Origin of the sequence: Rhodococcus sp. 06-1474-1B, from assembly GCF_002258885.1 — a bacterium.
Taxonomy (GTDB): Bacteria; Actinomycetota; Actinomycetes; order Mycobacteriales; family Mycobacteriaceae; genus Rhodococcoides; species Rhodococcoides fascians.
This window is the reverse complement of the sequence record NZ_NOYR01000014.1, coordinates 135,489-159,143: the sequence shown is the minus strand read 5'-3', so window position 1 is coordinate 159,143 and position 23,655 is coordinate 135,489. Positions and strand designations below refer to the sequence as shown.

The 23,655-nt window shown below is 60.7% G+C and carries 24 protein-coding genes; 5 read left to right on the top strand and 19 right to left on the bottom strand.

Features of this window, described 5'->3' with window-relative positions; genetic code table 11:
• From CH266_RS04295 to CH266_RS04255, 9 genes are all read right to left on the bottom strand, one after another.
• Positions 1-237, bottom strand: coding sequence for a phosphopantetheine-binding protein (locus CH266_RS04295; protein WP_094714794.1), 237 nt, complete (start codon positions 235-237; stop codon positions 1-3).
• 75 nt (positions 238-312) lie between these two features.
• Positions 313-1,854 (bottom strand): long-chain-fatty-acid--CoA ligase, encoded by a 1,542-nt coding sequence (locus CH266_RS04290; RefSeq protein WP_032371911.1) that lies wholly within the window; start codon positions 1,852-1,854, stop codon positions 313-315.
• Positions 1,851-2,396: an FcoT family thioesterase gene (locus CH266_RS04285; RefSeq protein WP_052066535.1), complete on the bottom strand. Its 546-nt coding sequence runs from the start codon at positions 2,394-2,396 to the stop codon at positions 1,851-1,853. Before CH266_RS04285 ends, CH266_RS04290 begins: the two co-directional genes overlap by 4 nt.
• Positions 2,393-3,310 (bottom strand): (3R)-3-[(carboxymethyl)amino]fatty acid oxygenase/decarboxylase, encoded by a 918-nt coding sequence (gene scoE / locus CH266_RS04280; protein WP_032371913.1) that lies wholly within the window; start codon positions 3,308-3,310, stop codon positions 2,393-2,395. The genes CH266_RS04285 and scoE overlap by 4 nt, the downstream gene beginning before the upstream one ends.
• 166 nt (positions 3,311-3,476) lie before the next feature.
• Positions 3,477-4,259 carry an ABC transporter ATP-binding protein gene (locus CH266_RS04275; RefSeq protein ID WP_032371914.1) on the bottom strand — a complete coding sequence of 261 codons (783 nt, stop codon included), beginning with the start codon at positions 4,257-4,259 and terminating at the stop codon, positions 3,477-3,479.
• Between the two features lie 2 nt (positions 4,260-4,261).
• Positions 4,262-5,308: a FecCD family ABC transporter permease gene (locus tag CH266_RS04270; RefSeq protein WP_218829405.1), complete on the bottom strand. Its 1,047-nt coding sequence runs from the start codon at positions 5,306-5,308 to the stop codon at positions 4,262-4,264.
• On the bottom strand, positions 5,305-6,255 hold the full coding sequence (locus CH266_RS04265) for an ABC transporter substrate-binding protein (RefSeq protein WP_217900712.1): 951 nt from the start codon (positions 6,253-6,255) through the stop codon (positions 5,305-5,307). The genes CH266_RS04270 and CH266_RS04265 overlap by 4 nt, the downstream gene beginning before the upstream one ends.
• 249 nt (positions 6,256-6,504) lie before the next feature.
• Positions 6,505-6,735: a heavy-metal-associated domain-containing protein gene (locus CH266_RS26030; protein ID WP_032371915.1), complete on the bottom strand. Its 231-nt coding sequence runs from the start codon at positions 6,733-6,735 to the stop codon at positions 6,505-6,507.
• Between the two features lie 215 nt (positions 6,736-6,950).
• Positions 6,951-7,793, bottom strand: a complete 843-nt coding sequence (locus CH266_RS04255) for an NmrA family NAD(P)-binding protein (protein ID WP_032371916.1) — start codon at positions 7,791-7,793, stop codon at positions 6,951-6,953.
• A 63-nt stretch (positions 7,794-7,856) separates the two neighbouring features.
• On the opposite strand from CH266_RS04255, the gene CH266_RS04250 reads away from it, so the two are divergent.
• A complete protein-coding gene (locus CH266_RS04250; RefSeq protein ID WP_052069031.1) occupies positions 7,857-8,204 on the top strand; it encodes a winged helix-turn-helix transcriptional regulator in 348 nt (115 codons plus the stop codon).
• Positions 8,205-8,215: 11 nt separating this feature from the next.
• On the opposite strand, the gene CH266_RS04245 is transcribed toward CH266_RS04250, so the two are convergent.
• Entirely contained in the window at positions 8,216-8,791 is a 576-nt protein-coding gene (locus CH266_RS04245; protein ID WP_032371917.1) for a sigma-70 family RNA polymerase sigma factor, read from the bottom strand.
• 74 nt (positions 8,792-8,865) lie between these two features.
• Here CH266_RS04245 and CH266_RS04240 point away from each other — a divergent pair, with 74 nt between their 5' ends.
• Together CH266_RS04240 and CH266_RS04235 are read left to right on the top strand one after the other, a co-directional pair.
• Positions 8,866-9,606, top strand: coding sequence for a zf-HC2 domain-containing protein (locus CH266_RS04240; protein WP_176457007.1), 741 nt, complete (start codon positions 8,866-8,868; stop codon positions 9,604-9,606).
• Positions 9,607-9,762: 156 nt separating this feature from the next.
• On the top strand, positions 9,763-11,952 hold the full coding sequence (locus tag CH266_RS04235; protein WP_230593087.1) for a heavy metal translocating P-type ATPase: 2,190 nt from the start codon (positions 9,763-9,765) through the stop codon (positions 11,950-11,952).
• A 313-nt stretch (positions 11,953-12,265) separates the two neighbouring features.
• On the opposite strand, the gene CH266_RS04230 is transcribed toward CH266_RS04235, so the two are convergent.
• From CH266_RS04230 to CH266_RS26025, 7 genes are all read right to left on the bottom strand, one after another.
• Positions 12,266-13,912 (bottom strand): cytochrome c oxidase assembly protein, encoded by a 1,647-nt coding sequence (locus tag CH266_RS04230; RefSeq protein ID WP_255175836.1) that lies wholly within the window; start codon positions 13,910-13,912, stop codon positions 12,266-12,268.
• A gap of 409 nt (positions 13,913-14,321) precedes the next feature.
• Positions 14,322-15,017, bottom strand: coding sequence for a DUF5134 domain-containing protein (locus tag CH266_RS04225; RefSeq protein WP_052069034.1), 696 nt, complete (start codon positions 15,015-15,017; stop codon positions 14,322-14,324).
• Positions 15,014-16,381, bottom strand: coding sequence for a PepSY-associated TM helix domain-containing protein (locus CH266_RS04220; protein ID WP_094714823.1), 1,368 nt, complete (start codon positions 16,379-16,381; stop codon positions 15,014-15,016). The genes CH266_RS04225 and CH266_RS04220 overlap by 4 nt, the downstream gene beginning before the upstream one ends.
• Positions 16,382-16,575: 194 nt before the next feature.
• Entirely contained in the window at positions 16,576-17,106 is a 531-nt protein-coding gene (locus CH266_RS04215; RefSeq protein ID WP_080729424.1) for a vitamin K epoxide reductase family protein, read from the bottom strand.
• 65 nt (positions 17,107-17,171) lie between these two features.
• Positions 17,172-17,933, bottom strand: a complete 762-nt coding sequence (locus CH266_RS04210; RefSeq protein ID WP_080729425.1) for a DsbA family protein — start codon at positions 17,931-17,933, stop codon at positions 17,172-17,174.
• Positions 17,908-18,414: an Rv2732c family membrane protein gene (locus tag CH266_RS26095; protein WP_441347012.1), complete on the bottom strand. Its 507-nt coding sequence runs from the start codon at positions 18,412-18,414 to the stop codon at positions 17,908-17,910. The genes CH266_RS04210 and CH266_RS26095 overlap by 26 nt, the downstream gene beginning before the upstream one ends.
• A gap of 324 nt (positions 18,415-18,738) precedes the next feature.
• Complete coding sequence (locus CH266_RS26025) at positions 18,739-19,662, bottom strand: AEC family transporter (RefSeq protein WP_032371922.1); 924 nt, start codon at positions 19,660-19,662, stop codon at positions 18,739-18,741.
• A gap of 26 nt (positions 19,663-19,688) precedes the next feature.
• Here CH266_RS26025 and CH266_RS04195 point away from each other — a divergent pair, with 26 nt between their 5' ends.
• Complete coding sequence (locus CH266_RS04195; protein WP_080729426.1) at positions 19,689-20,216, top strand: CGNR zinc finger domain-containing protein; 528 nt, start codon at positions 19,689-19,691, stop codon at positions 20,214-20,216.
• Positions 20,217-20,894: 678 nt separating this feature from the next.
• Positions 20,895-21,419, top strand: coding sequence for a YqhA family protein (locus CH266_RS04190; protein WP_094714793.1), 525 nt, complete (start codon positions 20,895-20,897; stop codon positions 21,417-21,419).
• 122 nt (positions 21,420-21,541) lie between these two features.
• On the opposite strand, the gene CH266_RS04185 is transcribed toward CH266_RS04190, so the two are convergent.
• Both CH266_RS04185 and CH266_RS04180 read right to left on the bottom strand, forming a co-directional pair.
• Positions 21,542-22,960 (bottom strand): HAMP domain-containing sensor histidine kinase, encoded by a 1,419-nt coding sequence (locus CH266_RS04185; protein WP_094714792.1) that lies wholly within the window; start codon positions 22,958-22,960, stop codon positions 21,542-21,544.
• Positions 22,960-23,625, bottom strand: coding sequence for a response regulator transcription factor (locus tag CH266_RS04180; RefSeq protein ID WP_094714791.1), 666 nt, complete (start codon positions 23,623-23,625; stop codon positions 22,960-22,962). The genes CH266_RS04185 and CH266_RS04180 overlap by 1 nt, the downstream gene beginning before the upstream one ends.
• Positions 23,626-23,655 lie beyond the last annotated feature (30 nt).

The window sequence follows — 23,655 nt, the reverse complement described above, 5'->3', positions numbered from 1 at the left end:
TCACGAACTCTCGTCGGTCAAGACCCGGTACCAATGCGCCAAGTGCAGATCCTCGGCCAGCTCGGCGAATGTGACGTCTGCTCCCGCAGATCGAAAGTGCTCGATCAGCAAGTGCAGACGTATCGACTCGAGACCGAGGTCAGCGAGGTCGGTCGATGACGTCAGCTCGGTCGGGTCGACGAATAATACGTCGGCTATTGCTGCGTTCACGTCGGCTCGACATGGTGGGGTTTCCATCGATCGATTGTCGCCTCGTTCTGAGTTGCGGTTCGGGCCTGCAGCGAGAATTCGGGTTGCTCTCCAGCAGATCGGTCAATTCACTTGACGTTCGTTCTCGGTCCAGTACCGCTCCCGTAGAGAGCGCCGGAGTATTTTTCCGCTGGCATTGCGCGGAATGGACTCGATGAACTCGTACCGGGCGGGCATCTTGTACGGAGCTATCCGGCCGTTCAGATGGTTGGCTACCTCTCGGATGGACAGGCGCGATTTCGGTTCGCGCTGAACGAAAGCGAGCACCGATTCACCCCAGCGATCGTCGGGGATGCCGATCACTGCGGCATCGCGCACGTGATCGTGTTCGGTCAACGCGCGTTCGATTTCCGCTGGGTACACGTTTTCTCCGGCGACGATCACGATGTCCTTGACTCGATCACGGATGAACAGGAACCCCTCGGAATCGATGTATCCGGCGTCCCCGGTTCGAATCCATCCATCGACCAGCGTGTCGGCGGTAGCGTCTGGGCGATCGAAGTACTCGATCATCCGGGCCGGGCTGCTGACCAGGATTTCGCCGATGTCTCCCTCCGGGGCCGGCAAGCCGTCGGAATCGACGATTGCAATCTCGATGCCGGGGTAGGGGCGGCCTGCAGCCTCGATTCGGGTCATCGAGACACCGTGCTCGGCGGGTGGCAAGCACAGTGCGGTGTTGCCGGTCTCGGTGAGTCCGTAGATCTGTGCAAAGTGGCAGTCGAACATCGTCTGCGCGCGTGTGAGCAGCGCTCGCCCGATCGGTGATCCGCCGTATACGACTTTACGTAGAGAGCGGAAATCAGTTTTACTGCAACTGATTTCGGAAATGATCATATGCATCATTGCGGGTACCAGGCAGGTGGTTGTGATGTGTCTGCTGCGGATCGCGGCAAGCGCAGCTGCGGCGGAGAACGACGGAATTATCACGTTGACGACGCCGGCATTCAGTCCCTGTGTGGCCCACCAGAGTCCGCCGATGTGGAACGAAGGCAACGCTATGAGATTGATATCGTTGTGTTTCCAGTCGATCCAGTCCAGGCCGGCGGCGTCGAGAAGTTCGCGGACGGCAAAGAATGTTCGGTGTGCCAGAACGACACCCTTGGGGTGGCCTGTGGTTCCGCTGGTATAAATCTGGACGACGGGATCATCGCGTGTCCATACGGCACCGGCCGGTAGGAACGGTCGCTGCGCATCGCGCCATTGTGCAAACGGTGCCCCGCTCGTGTCGATCGAGTGCAGAACGGTGGCCGCGTGATCCGCGGTGGGCTGATCGGTGAACAGCACTCGCGCGCCGGAATCTTTCACCACGAAATTCACTTCGACTGCGGCAAGTCGACAATTCACCGGAACCAGCACGGCCCCCACGTGCGCGCACGCGTAAAGAATTTCGTAGAAGGCGATGCTGTCACGGCCGAGGTACGCAACTCGGTCGTGCGGGCCGACACCGAGCTCGTCGAGGGCGCCTGCGACTCGCAGACTTCGTCCGAGGAGTTCTTCGTAGGTGACCGATTCGTCCTCGCATGTCAGCGACACTCGATCTGGGTAGCGCTGTGCCCAAGATGTAAGTCCGACATGCAGCGTGTCGGGCGTAGAGATCCTGTTCATGCTTGGTGACCAGCCGGTGGGTCGATGATAGCCACGGAGACATCTCCTGTCGCCCGGCCGCCTTTGTCGTCACTGAACTCGATGTGCGTTTCGACGGTCACTACAGCGCGGGAACGGTGACGGAATCCGATGTCGGTAATCGTCATCTCGGCTCGATACGATCGCGGGTCGATGGGCCGCGAATAGTTAGTGCTCATGCGGTGGATGAGTATGTTGGGCAGCTGGCGGGGCCAGTAGTCCTCGAGTGTCCACCCCGAGAACTGGGGGAGGACGTTGTCCTGAATGCACGCGGCCAGCGTGTAGTAGAAGAGCTGGTTGTAAGAAATGTTGAACTCGACGGCATTGAAGTGGCCGGTGTCGTCGATGTAACAAGACTCCGCAATCGAGAATTGTCCGGACCCCACTGCGAGGCCGTCGTGCACGTCGACCGATGCTCGCTCGAGATAGATACATCCTTTACCTGCGTACGGGCGCATGGCGCGCTCGAGAAGAGCGGCGGAGTGGTTCGCTGTATCGGCCGCCGCGCCAGTTGTGGATGTCATTTCACTGCCGCCTCTCCGCGATCAACACCCGCGTGCCGGACCCGGTTGAGCGGATGCCCGTCGTGCACCGTTATTCGATGAGACTCGACCGGTTCGTTCGAGGAGGTGTGAAGTGCTCGATGTACCAGAGATCGGTTGTCCCACAGGAGAATATCCCCCGGTTCGTAGGTCTGCAGGAAGATATTTGGGTGGGTGAACGTCGAATCGAGTTGGCCTGATGTCCCGAAAAGCTCGGTGAGCAGTTCGGCGGGGAGAGCTTCTCCGTCACGGTCTTCGATCGCGTAGGTGAAAGCCTCGCTGATGTAGAGCACTGCTTCCCCGGTTACCGGGTGCTCGATCACGGTCGGCCGCATCTGCGGTGGTGTATTCGCTTCGACTTCCGCGACGATCTCGCCCAGCGGGCGATACACGTCCGACGGCCGGATCTTGACATATCTGCGTGAGCTGTGCCACGAATTAGACAGAACAACAACGTCTTTGATCCGAGGATCCAGATCCTGGAAGGCTTCTCCCATGTCGATGAAATATGTGCCGCGGTTTCGTTCGGGCAGTATTTGCGGATAGATCAGGGTGATCGCGAACGGATCCGGCATGAATTGGTAGTCGGAATGCCAGAACTTTCCGGTCTTCGGAACCCCGATTCGGCTGCCACCCGATGGGTGATTCGACGAGACAAAGATCTTCGGATGACCAGGTAGGTGATACATGGACTCGTAGTACACAGCGGGGGTTCCGAGCAACGCACCGAGAGCGACGAATTCGTCGTGGTCGAGCTCCTGCTCTTTCAGGAGCACAATTTTGTCCCGATAGATGTGCTCGAGGATCGTCGACACCTCAGACTCGGTAGCTGTGCTGGGGTGGAATCCGTGTACTTGGACCCCTCGCGTCACGTTCGGCTGTGGCGAGACGAGCATGGGGACCTCGAGCTTTCGGTGAACGGAACAAGGATTGAGCGGCCTCTGCGGCAAACGCACGACGTGGAAGAGCAGTTACCGGAGTAGTCGGGCACTTCGGCTGGTTAGTTCCGCAGAATCGGGTACGGATCGATCACAGGTGATCGAGGGACGTGTGCGCGATCGATCAGGTGTGGCGACTGCTGGGCGGCAGAGCCATCGCGACATGGGGACGTCCGGTAATCGGATGGTCGATGACGAGGGCATCGACACCGAATACCTCCAGCAACAGCGCTGGTGTGAGGGTCGCGCGTGGCTCCCCGACAGCAACGATCCTTCCGCGATCGAGGACGGCGATCGTATCTGCATGTGCAAGTGCATGGTCGAGGTCGTGCATAGCCAACAGAACAGTCGTTTCGAGGTTCTCCAGTAAGTCCAGGAGCTCGAATTGAGCTCGGACGTCGAGGTGGTTGGTGGGTTCGTCCAGGATGATGACGGGTGCTTGTTGGGCGAGCGCCCGGGCGAGTAGTACGCGCTGGCGCTCTCCTCCGGAGAGTGTGGAGAAGGGTCGCTGAGCGAATTCGCACACGTGAACGGTCGACATCGCATTGTCGATGAGGCGGCGGTCGGTGTCGTTGTCCGTCTCGAAGTATCCCTTGTGGGGCGAGCGGCCCATCGCGACGATCTCGCGGACGGTGAAGTCCGTGCCTTCACCTTGATGTTGTGTGACCACTGCGCGTTGTCTGGCGACGGCCTTCGCCGGTGTCTGCCAGATATCGCTGTCACCGATCAGTACGGTCCCCATGGTCGGCTTCGCTGCTCGGTAGACGGCGCGAAGCAGAGTCGACTTTCCAGACCCGTTCGGACCGATCAGGGCCGTCGTTCGGTTCGACTGGGCCTCGAACGAGATGGAGTCCAGGATTTTGTGCGCGTCGATATCGATATCGACGGCAGACACGATGACTCTCAAGTTCAAGCCTCCGTTTTGCTTTGTTTGAGCAACCACAGAAAGAACGGGCCACCCAACGCCGCAGTGAAGATCGTCAGTGGATACTCGTTCGGCGGATCTATGGCCCTTGCGGCAAGGTCGATGAGTACGAGGAACGCTGCACCGGAAATGGCCGCTACCGGCAGCAACCTTCGGTAGTCGGCACCAATGACGAATCGCGCAATATGCGGAATCATCAGACCCACGAAGCCGACACCACCGGCCATGCTCACCGATACTCCGGTCAACAGCGCGACAACTACGATCAAGAGCAGTCGCAACCGATCGACGTTGACTCCCAATGCGATTGCGTCGTCGTCGCCCATTGCCAACGCATTGAGGTTTCGACCCTGAAAGACGAGCCAGAGCGCAGACAGCAGGATGGCGGCGGTCGGTAGCATCAGATTTTCGAACTGGGCTCCAGCGACACTACCCATGATCCAGAACAGCATGCCGCGGATTTCGGCGGGCTCCGAATGTAGTTGCACGAGGGTGGTTCCCGCCATTGCCACTTGCCCCACTGCAACACCTGCCAGCACAATCCTGCCCCCGGTGAAACGCCCACCCCGTTGCGCGAAGAACAGGACGATGACCAGTGTCGCGATGGCCCCGATGAACGCTGCCACGGGCACGCCGAGTGAGCGCAAGGCCAATGACGTACCGGAGGACATCACGGCCACTGCGGCGAGTGATGCGCCGGACGAGACGCCGATCACGAACGGATCAGCGAGGGGATTTCGCACCAATCCTTGCAGCACCGCACCAGCAAGCGACAGTGCTGCGCCGACCAAGGCCGCGTAGGCGATTCGTGGTACTCGAAGGTTCCACACGATCATTTCGTACAACGGATCGGGCACCGGTCCGACGTGCAGAAGCTTGTATCGAACTACGGACCATACCTGGGCGGGTGGGACCGGTATGGATCCGATGCAAATTGCCGAAATGGCCGCTGACAGCAACAAGGCCACACATAGCGCCAGCACCAACGTCAGCGGCCGATTTCGTAGCGTGTGTTGCAGAGCCGACGTCACTCCTGAAACGCGTCAGGGTGGGCAACCTTGGCGATTTTTTCTATCGCATCGGCGTTGGCCGGTCCGAGGTAGATGCCGTCGGATACCTTGACGTAGGAATTGTTCTGCGCCGCTGTCCATTGTGGATATGCAGCGAAGAGCTTCGCGGCCTCTGCATCGAGATCCTCGTTGGGTTTGTAGGCACCGATAACGAGTGTGTCGACGTCGGCCGCGGCGAGTTGTTCGGCGCTCAGGCTGGAGGTCAATCCCCAGCCTCCGTCCCGGAACACCGGTTCTCCGCCGGCGGATTCGACGACCGAGTCGTAGATGTTGCCGGAGAACACCGCGGGAAGGCCGTTGGCGTTCATCATCGCCATATCCGGGAATGCGATGAGCATGTTCTTCTTCGGTTCGTCGGCCACAGCGGACCGGACTGCGTCGATGCGCTCGCGCAGTTCACTGCTGACGGTCGCGGCGCGCTCCTCGACGTCGAAGATCTGTCCGATCAGTTCGATGAATTCGAGCGAGGACTCGACGGAGCCGTTTCTATACGCTTCTTCTTCCTCGGGCGTAACGTTGTCGGGCTTCGCATAACCACAGTTGACCGGGTTGACGATGGAATTGATTCCGGCGTCGGCGAGCGTCTCGCGTGATGCGAAGCCGAACTTGCTGTCGAAACCGCCGGAGTAGGTGGAGATGATCAGGTCCGGCTTAGCCGCCAACGCTTGTTCGGCAGGAACGTCGAGCATTGCGTTCAGTTCGATGTCTCCGGTGGGAAGCGCATCGACTTTCTCGACCATTCCCGGGGTATCGGAAACGCCGTAATGCTGAGTGTTGGCCAGCACCGAATCTTCCAGACCTAGATGAATCAGTGTCTCCACCTCCCCGACGGATGCACCCTGCATCAGCAACACTCGCTTCGGAGGTTCGGTGAAAGTTTGCTCGTAACCGCAGTTGTCAATGGTCAACGGGTACGTCACCGTCCCCTCGGCTGCGGCGGGAGTGCCTGTGGCGGTCTCGGTCGCCGTGGTATTCGTTGAGCCGCAACTAATTCCGACCAGGGATACGACGGCCGCGAGTGCGGTCCATCCGAGTGAGCGATTGTATGAGCGCAAAGCAAACTTCTTTCATCGGGCGACCTGTTCTATATGCATCCAGGTAGTCGGGTCGGCCGGTCAAAAAGTTCCGTGACATGGCTCATTCTTGTGAGTGATTCTTTATGCCGGCGGACCGCCGACGATGTCGAATGTGCCTCCCTCGTGCAACGCTGCTTGTACCACTGCGTCTGCGATGTGTTCGGTTGCGTCCACTACAACAACGGAGGATTCTCCGGATTTGAGTTCCACAGTGACCGAACGGACCCCGGGGATCTCGGAAATCTCGTCGATGACAGTGTCGACACAACTTCGACAGTGCAGACCATCGACTCGAAGCGACCATGAGGGCATAGGGGAGTGTTCCAATTCTTCGGCGGAGAGGTATCGCAGCAGTGACCGACTGAACTCACACGCCCGCTGCGGCGATCGACAGATGACTTCGAGTTCGGATGTTCGGTACTCGGTTCTTCGTCACAGGTCGTTGCGAGTGACGGTCGAGTTCCCGGTGGCTGCCGACTCCTTGTCAGCTGCGCTCCCCAGCGTCTTTCTGTGCTGCCCGCGACTGCTCATACCCCGAGGTCAGACAACCATTGCTGCACACTGCGCGGACTGATGCCGAGCAGTTTCTGGGCGGACCTGTCGTGCGATATAACCTCGTCGGGCTGGGCCGCGCGGTGACGGTAGGACTCGATGACCGGGCCCGCTGCGCCTTCGCCGAAAAGCGGAGTGATCATGTCGCCGTAGTGATCGGGGGTGATGGCGTCGAAGGCCACCGGGCGGGCAAAGTATGCGGCGAACCCCTTTGCCAGATCGTCACCCACTAGACCTGGTAGCGCGCCGACCGACACGATGCCCGAGACCGAGTGATCCGACAGGAGGCGAACCGCCACATCAGCGATATCGAGATGAGAACTCCAAGACGCGGCGTAGTCGTCGCGGATCGGGTACATCAGTCGGCCGTCCTCACGCACCGGCCCCAGCGAGACCGGTAGTAGCAAGTTTTCGAGAAAGAGTCTTGGCTCGATCACGGCATACGAAACTCCGCTCTCGGCCAGCTGGTGTGCAAAGATTTCGGCTGCCGAAGACGGAGAGGCCGATTCATCGATGGTGGCCCCACTGGTAGAGAACACCACACGCTCCGGCCGAGCACGGCGCACGGCATCGGCGATCGCGTGTGCGAACGCCATTTGATCCTCGACTGGGCCGATGGGGATGTGTACGAAGATGCCGTCGGTCCCGGTGTAGGCGTTCACAAGAGAGTCGACGGAGGTGTAGTCCACTGCTACTGAGGAGCCCCCGATCGCCGACGTGTTGCGCACTGCGGCGGTGGCGTGGTGGCCGGCGGCGGCCAGGGCGGACAGTACGGGTGAGCCTTGGGCACCGGAAGCGCCATGCACTATGTAGGTCATGTTCCCATTAATGCATATGATGCATCGGTTACATCAAGTGCACCAACAGTAGAGTGGTGCACTATGCGACCTATCAAGTTCGAGGACTGCACGGCGGAAACCTGCGGTATCACCCGCTTCCTCACCCTGCTGGACGGCCCATGGGCTACGCTGGTTGTCCGCGATTTACTCACCGGCCCCAAACGTTTCGGTGAGCTCCTCACGGCGCTCGATGGCATCAGTGCGCATACACTGACCAACCGATTGCGAAAGTTCGAGACGCATGGCCTCGTGACTCGCACGGCGTACCCCGAGATTCCGCCGAAAGTGATCTACGAACTCACCCCGCTCGGTCACGAACTCAGCCCTGTCCTCGATGCCATGAACGCGTGGGCTTTGACAGTCCCCATGGGAGTATCGGACCGACCTTGAGGAGAGGGGCGCTACCCGGTGTTTTCTCCGTCTGCCCGGGCGGCTGCGACCAATTGCTCGCGTGCCCGCGCGACTCTGGATCGGACGGTGCCTATCGGGCATCCGAGAACGTGCGCAGCTTCGTCGTAAGACAGGCCGAGAACTTGCGTCAGAATCAGCGCCTCGCGCCTTTCTGTAGGAAGTCCGGCGAGCAACATACGGACCTCTACGAGATCCTCGGAATGATTGATCGACGTCGAGGACTCCGAATGGGCGGTGTCGGCTGCTGCGATCCAGTCATCGCTGCCGACAAGTCGCGGTCGTGACATCGCGGATCTCACTTGATCGACCACCACGCGTCGGGCAATCGACAAGAGCCAAGTACGCGCTGAGGACTGCGCGGCAAAGCGCGGCAACGACTTCATCGCACGCAGATACGTCTCTTGGGTGAGATCGTCCGCCGCCGCAACAGAACTCAAATGAGCGATGAATCGCCATACATCGCGCTGAGTTTCGCGGATGAACGACTCCAGAGCGCGGTGGTCCCCCCGGCCGGCAGCAAGGGCCAGCTCAGTGGTGCGTGCATCCCTGTCGGCCCTCGAGTTCACGTTCGTCAGAGTAGGGGACGGGCAGCGGGAACTTTACGGCAGCCCTGCGCGACAATGTAGATGTGGATTGCACATTGGCCAGGGAAGCACTGTCGGCGCGTATCGACGGGGAGCGAGAGCCGGTGCCCTCCGTACGTACGGACGAACACCTCGACAGCTGTGTGCAATGCCAAGCGTGGTACGCAGCGGCGTCGGAGGCCACCCGCGGTCTGCGGATCGGTGCGGCAGTCCGTACCCCGGATCTGACGTCCGAAATTCTCGCCGCGGTAGGCGTACCGATACCGCGCGGCCGCCCACAACGTGCCGTGCGGTGGGTCGTCACAGATCATCCATGGCGGGCAGTGCTGGCCGTCGTTGCCATAGCCCAGCTCGCGCTCGGTGCCACCCAAATCTTCGGCATCGGCCACGACCACAGCGGTGAGGCAATGGTCATGGGCCCAGATGCGATGGCGGGCCACCTGTTCAACGAGAGCACAGCATGGAACGTCGCTGTCGGTGTCGGGTTCCTGGTAGCAGCCTGGCGGCCGAGAACCACTGCTGGGCTGATGCCGGTACTCGCTACCTTCACCGTCTTGCTGGCCGCATTCGTGATCACCGACACGATTTCGGGAGCTGTCACCGCCGAACGGGTTGCATCGCACGCCATTATTGCTATCGGTGTCTTGGTTACCGCGATGGTTCGCCGCAGCGAAGTCGACGGTTCACCGTCGCCGCATCGCCGGGTGGAAGACACCGACGATTTCGAGCTTCCCGAGGGCACAAGGTATGGGCGTCGACGCGGTCATTTACGTGATTCGAACGATCCCGCGGCCTAGTACGCAGGGTGCAAATTTCACTTGCGCATTTTCGATACCGAGGAAAGAACCGATCGCATGTCAGTCACAACACCCCCCAGCGATGTAGTCGACGATGGACGAGTTTCGGAACCCGTTGACTCCGATACACCGCGAATCGCACTTGCCGTGTCCGGAATGACTTGTGGTGCTTGCGCCAACCGAATCGAACGCAAACTCAACAAGATCGACGGAGTTCGAGCCTCGGTCAACTACGCGACTGCGGTGGCCACCATCGAGGCACCGCCCTCGATGACGCCCCAGCAACTCTGCGACGTAGTCGACGCCGCGGGTTTTGGGGCGGAGGAATTCGTCGACCATGCCAGCACTGATACTTCGGCAGGCGACGAACATACTCGAAGCATCTTTCGACGTCTCGTGGTTGCGCTCGTGTTGTTCATTCCGTTGGCAGATCTGTCGATCATGTTTGCAGTCGTCCCCAGCACCCGTATCGCCGGTTGGCAGTTCATCCTCCTCTGTCTCGCCCTCCCGGTAGTCGGATGGGCAGCGCTCCCGTTCCATCGAGCCGCGATTGCAGGGCTACGGCACCGTACGACCACCATGGACACGTTGGTGTCATCGGGGATCACCGCAGCGACCGGATGGTCGATCTACTCGATGTTCGTCCGAGACTCGACAGCTGACGAAACACGCGGCGTATGGGCCGCCGTCGTCTCGAGCGACTCGATCTACCTGGAGGTGGCTGTCGGAGTCACTGTCTTCGTCCTAGCAGGCCGCTATTTCGAGGCCAAAGCGAAACGCCGGGCCGGCGGAGCCCTACGGGCACTGGCCCAATTGGGTGCTCGCGACGTGTCGGTTCTCTTGCGCAGCGGGGAAGAACTCAGAATCCCTGTCGCGGAGCTGAAAGAGGGCCAGAAGTTCGTCGTGCGCCCCGGCGAAGTCATCGCTGCCGACGGCCTCGTCGTCGACGGCGCGTGCAGCGTCGACACCAGCGCAATGACCGGCGAATCGCTCCCCGTCGACAAGTACGCCGGAGTCGCAGTGACCGGCGGAACCGTGGTCCTGGACGGCCGTCTGATTGTCGAAGCTGCAGCAGTCGGGTCCGATACTGCGCTCGCAGGAATGATCAGGCTCGTCGACGCTGCACAATCGGGGAAGGCCGATCTTCAGCGTCTCGCCGACCGCATCTCGGGTGTGTTCGTCCCTGTCGTATTCGCCCTGGCCATTTGCACTTTCGTTGCCTGGGCCGTCAGCAGCGAAGATGTCGATGCGGCAGTGAGCGCCGCCCTCGCCGTCCTGATCATCGCGTGTCCCTGCGCACTCGGATTGGCGACGCCGACTGCCCTGATGGTTGCCTCTGGACGTGGAGCACAACTCGGAATCTTCATCAAAGGTCACCAGGCCCTGGAAGCCACGCGGACTGTGGACACCGTTGTATTCGACAAGACCGGAACCATCACGACCGGCGCACTGACTTTCGAGTCGATCGTGGCACTGCCCGACGAAAACGAGGATGAGCTGTTGCTCCTTGCTGGAGCGGTAGAGCACGCGTCCGAACACGCCATCGCGGCGGCCATCGTCGGCGCAGCCCGCGCGCGCGCCGACGTGCTGCCAGTGGTTGATGATTTCGCCGCGATGCCAGGAATGGGTGCACGAGGTTTCGTGGCCGGGCGTTCCGTCGAAATCGGTCGGCGCCGGTTGTTCGAGAACCGCGGTTGGGTCATTGCCGACACACTGCGTCACGCGCAGAACAACAGTGAAAGAATCGGGGCCACAGCGGTATACCTCGCGGTGGACGAGACGGTGCGTGCAGTTCTGATCGTCTCCGATACGGTCAAAGCTTCCGCTGCGGACGCGATCGCGCAACTGCGAGCTCTCGGGCTGCGGACTCTGATGGTGACCGGGGACAACGCATTTGCCGCACAGGTCGTCGCCGACGCCGTCGGGATCGATGAGGTGATAGCAGAGGTTCTGCCGGCAGGAAAGGTCGAGATCGTCGTATCGCTTCAGGAAGCCGGGCGAACGGTGGCAATGGTCGGCGATGGCATCAACGACGGACCAGCCTTGGCCACCGCCGATCTCGGATTGGCAATCGGTGCAGGAACCGACGTCGCCATCGGTGCTGCAGACATCATCGTTGTGCGCGATGATCTCGGTGCGGTTGTCGACTCGTTGGGTTTGGCCAAGGCCACCCTCGCTACCATCAAGGGCAACATGGTGTGGGCTTTCGGCTACAACATCGCTGCCATTCCCATAGCTGCTGCGGGTCTGCTGAACCCACTTCTTGCCGGTGCTGCCATGGCCTTCTCCTCATTCTTCGTTGTCTCCAACAGTCTCCGCCTCCGCCGTTACCGCCGAGCGCAGTAGCAATCGACGAACAAGGCAACACGGGGTCTGCACTGAGCCGCGGATCCCCGTGTCGCATTGGGTACATTCCGCATCCAGGCTCGATCGGAGCTTTCCGAGACGAATTCTGAGAAAGTGGAATACTATTATCCGAATTCAGTTTGTTGTCCAGCGTCCCATTTCGTATGCGAAAAAAGCCGTAACCGTGATTATCCCGAGAACTCCAACCCAGTGTGGATCGCGCCAGCTGGTGGCGCGAGAGGCCAGTAGTGCTGCGGCCCCGATCAGAGTGATGAGGACGAGGAGGTAGATTGCTCGAGCCATTGCTTGCCCCTTATTTCCGGGTTCTAGCCAATTCGGCCAACATGGCGTTGTAGGCGGTGAGTTCGTCGTCGTTGTTGTTGTCGGCAGCTCGATCTTCGCGAGTCTCCGTTTTTCTGTCCTGGCGTCCCCATTGAGTGACCAGCGCGACTACAACGAGTACCAGTGGCACCTCACTCGACGCCCAGGCCAGTCCACCTCCGAAACGTTGGTCACTTGCCAAATCCTGCACCCACGGTAGGTCCAGGTAGCGATAGAAGGCTCCGCCGATCAGTCGATCCATGGTCATCACGGCTATGCCGAAGAATGCGTGAAACGGCATGACCGCGAAGAGTAGTGCCAGGCGAACGAGGTGGGGCAATCGTTTCGGGCCCGGATCGATTCCGATGATGACCCAATAATAGAGATAACCGGTGATGATGAAATGGATGTTCATCAGTTCATGACCCCAGTGATAGCGCACCAGTTCATCGAAGATCGGACTGAAATAGACCGCGTAGAGCGAGAGAACGAACAATCCGACAGCAACGCCGGGATTGGCGAGAACACGTGTGAGCGCCGAATGTACGAACAGAACGATCCATTCTCGCGGCCCAGGCATACCACCGTCATGCACTGGCGACAGAGCCCTTAGTGCGAGAGTGATCGGTCCGCCGAGGACGAGCAGCACCGGAACGAACATGTTCAACGTCATGTGCACCCCCATGTGCACGCTGAACATCGCCGATCCGTATGCGCCCACACCCGAACTGGTCGCTATCAACAGCGCTAGGCACCCTGCCATCCAGGCGACGACGCGCCCAACCGGCCACTTGTCTCCGCGTCTCTTCAAGCACATCACTGCCCACGCGTAGAGCCCCGCAAATACCAACGCCGCCCCGCCGGTGACGAAATCGAAACGCCAGAAAGAAAGGAACTGACCAACGGACGGGGGACCTTCCGGTTCGAATCCGAGAAAGATGTCATAGACCGTGGACGGAGCCGACAAAAATGCCGGGGCCGGCTGTACAGCCATCAAGACGATCACGGCCCAGGCGACGACGAGGGACACAGAGACCATGTCAGACAGCAGATAAGGTGGCCCGCTCTCTTTCGACCGGCGTCTGCGACGGCCTGAGAGAGTGACCGAGATGAATGCACCGAGGAGCAACACCGCGACGCTGATGGCAAGCCGTCCGTACGAAGACGTGAGAACTGAATCGAGTGGCAGCACAATGATCATCACCACTAAGAGAAGGCTCAGCGTAAGAATCGCAGCACTGATCGCGATCGCGCCGTATCGGGTGACGGCCACTACGGAATCGGTTGCTTGCTCGCCGACATTGCGGTGAAGCCGAGACCTCAGGCTGATCGTCGAACCAGTCCATACCGACAATGCCAGAATCGCGACAATGATTGCGCTGGTGGCGATGTCATGATTTGGGCCCTGACCAGCATTGCCAATGACCCATGCAGGGAGAACTCCGATTGCCGTTATGGCAGCAGCGATAGCCATCGGCACCCAGTTCAAAGTGAAACGGGTCACGATCGAGACGATCGCCGCAGCGATCGCCGTGACCATCCACGCCTTGGGAGCCTCGTTCGGAGGGATCAGATCGGCAATGACACCACGCTGCACAGCCTCTCCGATTCCGATTCCGGTTGCGTCGGCAGCAGACAAGGGAATCAGTGCAACAGCGGAAACCAGCCAGACCACCCCTGCGCGGCCCGCCGTCGACAGGGCCGCGTACCCATCCGGTCCGACCCGACCAGCGCGGGTGAAACGTGTGCACGTCAGGGCAAAGAACAGCGACCCCAGCGCCCACGCACCGGAGAGCGCAGCAACGAAGCGCAGCAGGACATATGCCACGGACGTGAACATTCCGGGATACGAGTCCCCGGTTGCCGTATATCTGCTCTCGCCCGATATAGCGGTAACCGATACGACCAGCGCAACGGCGACCGCTAAGACAACGCCAGTCGCCCATCTCGACCGAGTTGCGTGCTGGTGAGTGCGGAATGCAGTTGTCACAGATCCTCGTTCGACGTCGGGACGAATTCTGCCGGGCGGGCGTGTGTTGGTCTGGCGTTCACATCACACCGAACATGATGGCCATGCCGGCAGCCATCGCCACCTCGCTCGACGCCGAGACCGTCTCCAGACTTGAACCGGGTAGCGTCGTGGCTCCCGTGCGTCTTCCAGCCGGAGCCATCGCTACTTGTTGATCGACGACGAACATTCGATGCAACCATATGATTGCAGCAGCCCCGAAGGCCAAAGCCGCTGCGAGCGAGACGGCCGAAACCCAGGCAGGTTCGGGCGCAGCATTCGCATGCGCGCCCGCGCTCATTCCTGTTGTATGCGAATGGAGTTCGGTCTGCACTGAGTCCACTGTGTGATGATGGGCAACGGTGCCCGGTACCCCTCCCGCCATAACGGCAAGCATCCATACCATTGCGGCCATCATGACCGCGTGATAAATATTCGTCATCGATCCATGAGCGGATGCACCGGCAATCGAATTCTTGGTGGCACTGCGTATACCGAACGCGCTCACTGTGAACCACACAGTCGCTGCACTGAAGAACACACCCTGCGGTAGTAGTGGCACGCTATCTCCCCACGGCCATGCCATCGCAATCATTGCAGTACACATCGACAGATGTAGCCCGTGACCGATGCGAACACTCGACGCGCTGGCGGAGACGACGCGAAACAGGCACCATCCTGCGGCGAACGTGAACAGTGCAGTGCAGATCCATCGCAGCGAAGCATCGGCGATCATGCGCGCAGCCGACTTTCAAGCATGCGGTTACGCATACCGAGCACGGTGTCCACGCCCACAAAAACCGCTAGAGGCAGTCCGAACAAGGGTAGATACCACCCGATAGCGACCGCAACAACGACAAGAACGGTCGCCGCGAGCGGAGGCATTCGCCGCAGACTCCCGCGCGGCACAGGTGTCCCGAAGCGCACCCCCACTGCGCGGGCCGGGCGACGCATCCACCACATGCGGTAGCCGCGAAGAATGACGGCGATCAGCCCGATGGCAGTAAGCGCCAACGCAATCTGATTCACGACGCCGAACAGAATGCCCATATGGGCGTCGATCGTCCAATTCGTCATCTTGGCCATCAGTGGCCAGTCGGCGAAATCGACTTTGTCGGTCACATGACCCGACACGGCATCGACCGCTACCGAGTCGTAGCGTGTCGGCCAATCACGCTTTGCCTCTTGCACTTTCCATGCCTGACCAGCGACTGTCGGAGGAACGAACTCCATCGGACTGCGCAAGCCTGCAGCTCGGGCGGCGACGTCGACTCCATCGATACCGATACCGCTGTCGATGACCGAGTCGGATCCCTGCGTTGCCTCGGACGCGTGGTGCACGCTGTCACCGGCCGAGCTGTCGGGTGCAGTCGCGACAGAGGGGGTCGTCCAGGACAACGCAGCTCGCACATCCCCGATCGTCTCTCCCGCATACCGAGACCACGTCAGCCCCGTGACAGACAACAACAGCAGAGCCGCGATGATCCACACCCCTACAGTTCCGTGCCACGACAGTGCACGTGCCCGGCCCTTCTTCTTCAACTCAGGAATGAGCGCGGCCTTTGCGGCAGCTGCAGTGGAGTTCGAGCGTCGTCGCACCCTGTCCACCCAGAGCACGAGTCCCCCGAGCGCTACCACCCACAGCCAACTTGCGGCCAGTTCACTGTAGTTGCGACCGAGCTCTCCCAGATGCAGATTTCGGTGCAGTTCGTCGATCCACGCACGCACAGGCAACCACTCACCATAAGTAGTGAGCTCTCCGCGCACCTCCGCTGTGTAAGGGTCGACGAACACCGTCCGGCCGTATCCGGCGGGCACATCATCGACGGCCAACACGACGCGCGTCGTCCCCTCGGCATCGACCGGCGGCCGAATTTGTGCGATCGAGCCTTCCGGATACGCGGCGCGTGCCGCGTCGACTTGCTCCCCGAGTGGCACAGTTTTCGCCCCGACTCGATCTACTGTCAGTTCATGACGGTGCACATAGTCCGAGAGTTGAGGGGCGATGGTGTACAACAGGCCTGTAACTGCCGCGAGCAGCAAGAATGGTCCGACCAGAATTCCGGCGTAGAAGTGGAGTCTGAGTACTACCGGACGCATCTGCGACAGCACAGAAGGTTTCGGTGTCGCAGACGACTCAGTGCCGAAACCCGACGTTCGCAAGGTCTCTCCGGTAGGCATCGGGTAACTGCCCCTTCTGTGCGCATCGAGATCCGGTGTTTCGCTCAGTAGTCGGATGCGCCTGGGTGAAAGTTCCCGTCGCATGTTGGCGCACACGCGGCGTGCGACGCTGATCAGACCAGCGTGCTCCAATAGCTCCAGAATCGCTCGGCGCAGAGTAGAACGACCACGGTGAACCACAGCACGACGAAAGTCCACTTCCACCGCCTCAGAAACACCGGTTCAGTGCTGAACGAATGCGAAGCGGCAACGACCCACAACGGAACACTCACTGCCCAGACCGTCATGCAGTACGGGCACAAGGCGCCGATGCGATAAAGGCTTTGAAAGATGAGCCAATGGACGAAGACCACACCCGCAGTCATGCCGATCGCAAGGCCTTGCCAAAACCACTGGGGTAGCGGCACTTCTGCAACCAGAAGAATGCCGGCTACCAGCACCACAGTAAACGACGGTATGCCCAGTACCGGGTTCGGAAACCCGAACACGGCTGCTTGCGTCGATGTCATGACTGATCCACACGACAGGACGGGATTGAGGCTGCACGACGGAACGTAGGTTGGATCCATCAGCAACTCGAAGCGTTCGATTACCAGTATCAGCGACGCAACCAGCCCAATCGCTCCGCCCAAGACGAGAGCCATACTCGATGCGCGCCCAGCAGATCTCCGCCTTTGACGGGCGATCTCCGCAATACCCTCTCCGATACTCACGGGATGGCGCGTACCGCTGCAGACAGCGCCTCGGGAGTGGTCAAATCGAGTGCTTCGCCGTTGAGTAGGACAGTCGGTGTCGCGTTGATGTCCCGATCGAGAACTGATTGCGTCGAAGACGTCACCCAGTCTTCGTGCTGGCCATCCTCGATGCACCCACGGACCGAGTCGGGCGCACCTGCTGCTGTAGCTATGTCACCGAGAGCTTCGTCGGAGAGACCCTCCCCACCCTCGGCAGGTTGTTGCGCGTACGCCGAGGAATGAAACGTCAGCCAGGTATCGACCGATGAATCAGCCACGCAGACTGAGGCATTGGCGGCTCTCGTCGAGTAGTTGGTCGAGGACATACGATCGAGGATCGCGATCGGATGGTAGTCGATTGCCGCCACGCCCGATGTACGAAGCTCATCGAGTGTGCCTCCAAAAGCAGCTTCGAAGCTCTTGCAGACCGGGCATTGAAAGTCCTCGAAGATAGTCAGGACCCTCTTCGGCGTTTCGCTTCCTTCTGTGAGTTCGACGTCCGGCGAAACTGCGCGAATAGCGCCGCTGTCCGTGACGGATCTAGGTGCCGCGGCGTCAGCTGAGCCGTCTCGTCCCTGGATTACAAAAAACCCGACTGCAAGAGCGAAGATGACCAGGACTGCAGTGAGAATAATTCTCACCTGGACATCTCGCTTGTGCTCTGCAGCGGCCATCTGGTTCTTGTACTGTTTGTTTGCTTTCGACACGCTGTTACATCTTTCTTTCGTGGTGAGCATTCTGCGAGCGGAGCCATTTTCGAAGGAACTGAAACTGGGAATGTGCTGCTGCGCGCATCCACAGTCCGGCCAGAACGGCGGCACCGATGGTTGCGGCAATCAGGCCTGGACCCGGACCGGATAGGCCCGACGGCTCCGTGTGTGACATGTGAGAGGACACGGTCGCCGACAACAGGCACGTCGCCCCTGCGCAACCGGTAGCTGTGAGGACGGTAATTGGGAGTGCGCAGCAGTACAGGGCTGCGGCCGAACACAGCACGCAGAATACGACCGATGCGTGCACCGCCAGCGACGCTATGATATTTGGCGATTCTTCCTGCGCAGCCGACGAATTGACCAAAATGGACCACCCTCGGGTAGTCCCGACATACGGCAGAAACAGTCCGACGATGGAGACGCAGACTCCGAGCGTGAGTCCGATACGCTCGAGAGCGGTCACGCTTTCCCCGCGAAGTACGCGCCGTTCTATCGACTCGAACATCGTGTGGTAGTCACGGAGATCGTCATACACAGATGTGTCCCTCCTCCGTCGCGCCAATGCTGAGTCTGGATCCGGCCCAGCACTCACTTGTCGTTCAACGGCGCAAAAAGTTCCCAGTTACTCACCGGTTAGACGAGGAGACCTTCGATTCGGGTGGCCGGGAACTACTGTGCGGTCGAGAACGACTGTTTGGTTGCAGGTTGCGGAACAGTAGCGATGTGCATCCGCCCGATTGGCTGACCGGGCGCGAACGACTGCGGGGTCGATCCGGTCGTGCGGCTCGACCCCGCAGTCGGCGACGAACTAGATGCAAGGCCGTCATTGTCACAAAGCTGAGGTGGCATTCAGGATCAAGGGCAGCGTCGCCATCGACAGCACCGTTTGAATACTTGCGATGGACGCCATCAATCGAGTGTCTCCACCCATGAGTGCGGCCAGGACATAGGCCGACGGTGCCGTAGGAACAGCGCAGATGAGCACGACAGCGACCAGTCCAATCGGCGACACACCGACCGCAGTGGCCAGTGCACCGGCCGCGAGCGGAAGCACGATCAATTTGATGGTGGACGAGAGAGCTATGTCGACGCTGTCTCGTATCGACAATCGCAGTGTCACGGCAGCACCGGCTACCAGGGTTCCGGCGACCAAAGCGGGTTGAGCAAGCATCGTCAGCGGTCCCGCGATCGATTCCGGTAGACCCACGCCGCTGATGTTGAGCATCAAACCGAGCGCACATGCCTGGATCAGCGGGTTTCCGGCGATGTGTCGCCACAGGCGTGAGCGGGGTCGGTCGCCGGCCCTGCGTCCGTGCACCGACAGGACGGTGACAGAAATGACATTGACCAGCGGAACCATCACGGCGGCCGCGAGGGCGAAGGTGGCGACGCCCTCGGTACCGTTCAACGCCGATGCGAAAATAAGGCCGATGTAAGTGTTGATGCGGATGCTGCCTTGTACTAGCGACGTCAGCTGTGGTCCGTTCGCGCGCAGGAGTCGCCGGCTCGCGACGAGAGCGATTGATACCACGACCACAGGGATCGCAATGCTGAAAACCAGCGGCCCTGTAGAGATTTCTTCGAGCGACGTTGTTGCTATGGACACCACGAAGAGAGAGGGTGTGAATACGCGATAGCTGAGCCACTCGAGTCCACGCCACAGCCCGTCATCGGTCAGTACACGATGTCTGAGCACCGCGCCGAGCGCGAGGATGGCAATAATCGGGACAACTGCGGTGAGAACTAGATGCACTCCTGGAACTGTGGTGCAATGCCGTTGTGCAGTTCAACCATGACAACATGACCGGTGTTCAACTTGCGTCCGAGCTCGTGAATCTTCTTGCCGATGGCGACTGGAAGGCCTCCCGCGTCGAAGAGGTCTTGAACAAGCACGCGATCCGCTGGTCTGCTGTGGACGACGGAACCACTGGGGCGCTGCGGCGTTGGACGATTCGATTGCGAGCAGTGTTTGTTGCCGAGAATGCTGAGATCCGTTGCGGTGCAGTCAATTCATTGCTCGTTGACGGAGTGAACGGCGTGTACTTGACCACCCACGACGGATTGAGGCCGCATCTGCATTTCGCGCCGGACGAGAACGACATCGTAGGACGGGTGATGGCGGTGACGGCGGGAGGACTTGCACTGTTCACCGTAGAAGCGGGTGGACTACGCCTGGGGGAATGTTCGGCGCACCGGTGCAATCGAGTTTTCGTGGACACAAGCCGAAACGGTCGACGGGCCTATTGCCGCACCCGATGCGCAAACGGAGACGCAGTTGCAAGACATAGACGGCGACCGCGCATCTGAACCGACGTTCTCGCGGTTGTTCCCTTCGGGTTCCACTGAAAGGTACGGGTCAACAGACACGAGACGCCGCTGCCCTTGCTGACTCAACTCGAACAGTGGATCGCTATGCCACGGCCTCCGTGCCCGGCAACTCGATTGCCTGTCGTGGACGAGCGTACGGAACTAGTGATCACGCGGGCCGGCCATGAGCTTGTAGTGATGTCGGCACTTGGCGACGAACGTTGAAGGGGACTGATGTCCGTGCTCAAGAGTCCGGAGAAGGCATGCCGACTGCTCAATTCGATCGATCGGCTCGAGCACGGTTATCGGTGTGAACTCACACTGCTCGAATGAAGGTGGTGTGGGAAGGACGCAGTGGTGGGGCTTCCCTTTTGATCTGTTGTCACCGAACCGCTACTCACCACACGAGGTCACACTTCACGGCCGATCCGGTTCCGCTGGTCGATGACGTGACCATTCCCGCACAGATTGTGCGACCGCGTTAATAGTTGTCCGGATCGGTAGCGCGGACGGCCCGCCCCGCATCCGATCGTCGTTCCGGCCGTCGTGGTTGCACCGAGGCAGCCTGGTACGGTCGTGCCCCTGTTCGCCGAGTTCATCACTGCTAGCTGTTCGGTCGTTGACATTCGAGTATCGACCGACCGGAAGGCATGTCAGTTACGTTCGAGAGGATCGGTCATGTCGGCACCGACCAGCGGCGGATACCAACCGCAGGCTCCGAAACCAGAGTCACCGAAACCGTTGCATTCACCTAGGTTCGACGTTGCGCGGCTCAGATTCATCAGCATCATCGGTGCCACCACTGCGCTGCTGCTTTCCGCCGTGACGTACGTGTGGGCCTTTGCCAAAGGTGTCGACTTCGTGCGGTTGTTGTTCGTCGAAGGGTTGTCGTCCGATCCAGCGTTGGTCAAGTTGTTCGAGAGCATCGACTCGATTCTCATCGCAACCGTGTTGTTGATCGTGGGGTTCGGACTGTGGGAATTGTTCGTTCACGATCTCGATCTGCCACAGTCGTTGACGACGACGTCCTTCGGGCAGTTGAAGAGGCAAACTGCGGGGACGTTGTTTCTCGTGCTTGTCGTGCGATTTCTCGAAGTTTCCATCACCAGGCCACAGCCGGACGAGCTCATTGCTCAGAGCATCTCCACCGCGCTGGTCGGAGGTTTGCTGATCGTCTTCTCGACTTGGCCTCGCACGCCCTGACGCGTGCAATGCGTATGTCCATGCGCAGGTGAAGAGGCGAGCAGCCTGAGCGAATCGCACGAGTTAGGACTGTCCATCGGCACGGAATCCTCGTTATCGGCACTGCCGACCGCTGGCCTGAATCATGATGTGTTCCCGCTCGATCCGAACAGTCGTGAGCGATTTCGGAGCGGGGCCGCTGCCGGCAGAGTGATCACCACGATCAGTCCTCCGCTCGGGTTTGGTTCGAGCACAATATATCCCCGGTTCTCGCGGGCGAGCTGATCGACGATCGACAGCCCCAGTCCGGATCCGCCGGGGCGTCGGGTCCAGAAACGGTCGAGCGCACGGCGCCGGTCCTCTGCAGTAAGTCCTGGCCCTGAATCAGCGATCGTCAGGCGAACCGTCTCGCCGATCACGGCCGCGTCGACGACGATGTCGGTACCCGGCGGGGCGACGTCGACGGCGTTGGCGAGAACGTTGTCGAGAATCTGTTCGAGGTGACCGTCGGCTGCGATCAGCTGCGCGCCCGGTGCAATGCGAGAGGTCAAGGTGACGTTCTGAGACCGCGCTGCGGCGGACCAAGTGGCGAATCGAGTGTCCACGACTGCTGCGGTATCGACCTGTATCGAGTTGTCGATGGGCTTTTGCGCGCGGGCGAGGGTCAACAGGTCGTGCACCAGACGGGTCATACGTACCGTGTCCGCGATCGACCGGTCGACGGCCGCACGTGCGTGGGGGTCGCTCATCTCGTCGTGGAGATTGTCGAGACTCAGGCGCAGCGCGGTCAGGGGCGTGCGGAGTTGGTGGGAGGCGTCGGCGACGAACCGCCTCTTGACGGCGATGAGCTCGCTGATTTGTTCTGCGGCGTCGTTCATCGACTCGGCGACCCGTCGTGTCTCGGCCGGTCCGGCGTCGGTTGGGTCGGTGCGGGCGGTGAAGTCGCCCTGTGACAGGGACCGGGCCATGGAGTCGAGGAGGCGCAACGGTCGCGTCATCGATCGGGCCAGCCACCACGCTGCGGCCGCGGCGATGCCCAGCGTCGCCAGCGCCACGACCAGCTGCAGTCCGAACAACTCGCGGATCTGAGCGGTGACGGGAGCAGACGGGTAGGTCAAACGCACCGCTCCGACCGTCGTACCGTCCGGAGCCTTCGAGGGCACGGTGACCTGCAGTCCCGGCTCGCCGAGCACAGATTGCTCGGCGCGCGTGACGGCTTCCCGCCCCTGCAGCGCCGCGCTGATATCGGTTCCGAGGGGGTCGGATACCGGACGGCCCAGTGCAGGTTGCCCGTCCGCGGAGAGCAACTCCACTCGGCCGCCCGTCTGCTCCTCCAGGTTGCTGCGCAGAGTGAGCAGCGCCAGTTCCGCTCCCGCCGCAGAGTCGGGATCGGCGGCATCGGCGGTTGCGAGAAGGATCGCGACTGTGCGCGCCTCACGCAGTCCCACCTCCGCCTGGTTGTTTCGCAAGGCGCTCACTAGTCCGATGCCCTCGGGAACGGTGAACAGCGCCAACGCGAGTGCCACCAACGCGAGGTACGACGCGACGAGACGGCGGACCATCAGACCTCCAACCGGAAGCCGACGCCGCGCACCGTCGTCAGGACGAGCGCGTTACCGAACTTTTGTCGCAGGGCGGCAACGTGCACGTCCAGCGTTCTTGTGGGGCCGAACCAGTGTTCGTCCCATACCGCCTCCATCAATTGCTCACGGGTGAACACCGCGCCGGGTGACTCGGCGAGGTGAGCGAGGAGGTCGAACTCTTTCGGCGCGAGTGCGACCTCGACGCCGTGTGCACTCACCCGTCGAGCGACCCGGTCGAGCGTGATCGGGCCGAGCTGCTGCGGAGGCGGAGTCGATGCCTCCGCCCCCGTACTCGAACCCGCCCGCCGCATCACTGCTCGGATCCGGGCGATGATCTCGCGCACCCCGAACGGCTTGCTGACGTAGTCGTCCGCGCCCACCTCCAGACCGGCCACGGTGTCGATCTCGTCGTCTCGGGCTGTGATGACGACGATGGGCACCGACGAGCTCCTGCGGATTTCACGGCAGACGTCGAGCCCATCCATGTCGGGCAAGCCGAGATCGAGCAGGATCACGTCGGGCAGCGGAGCCGCGAGTGCGTCAGCCCCCGTCGTCACCAACTGCACCTCGTAGCCGTACCGCCGCAGACCCGCGGTCAGTGGGTCGGAGATCGACGGGTCGTCTTCGACCAGGAGTACTCGCACGGGTCATGGTCCCATCCCGGCGGTGTGCGC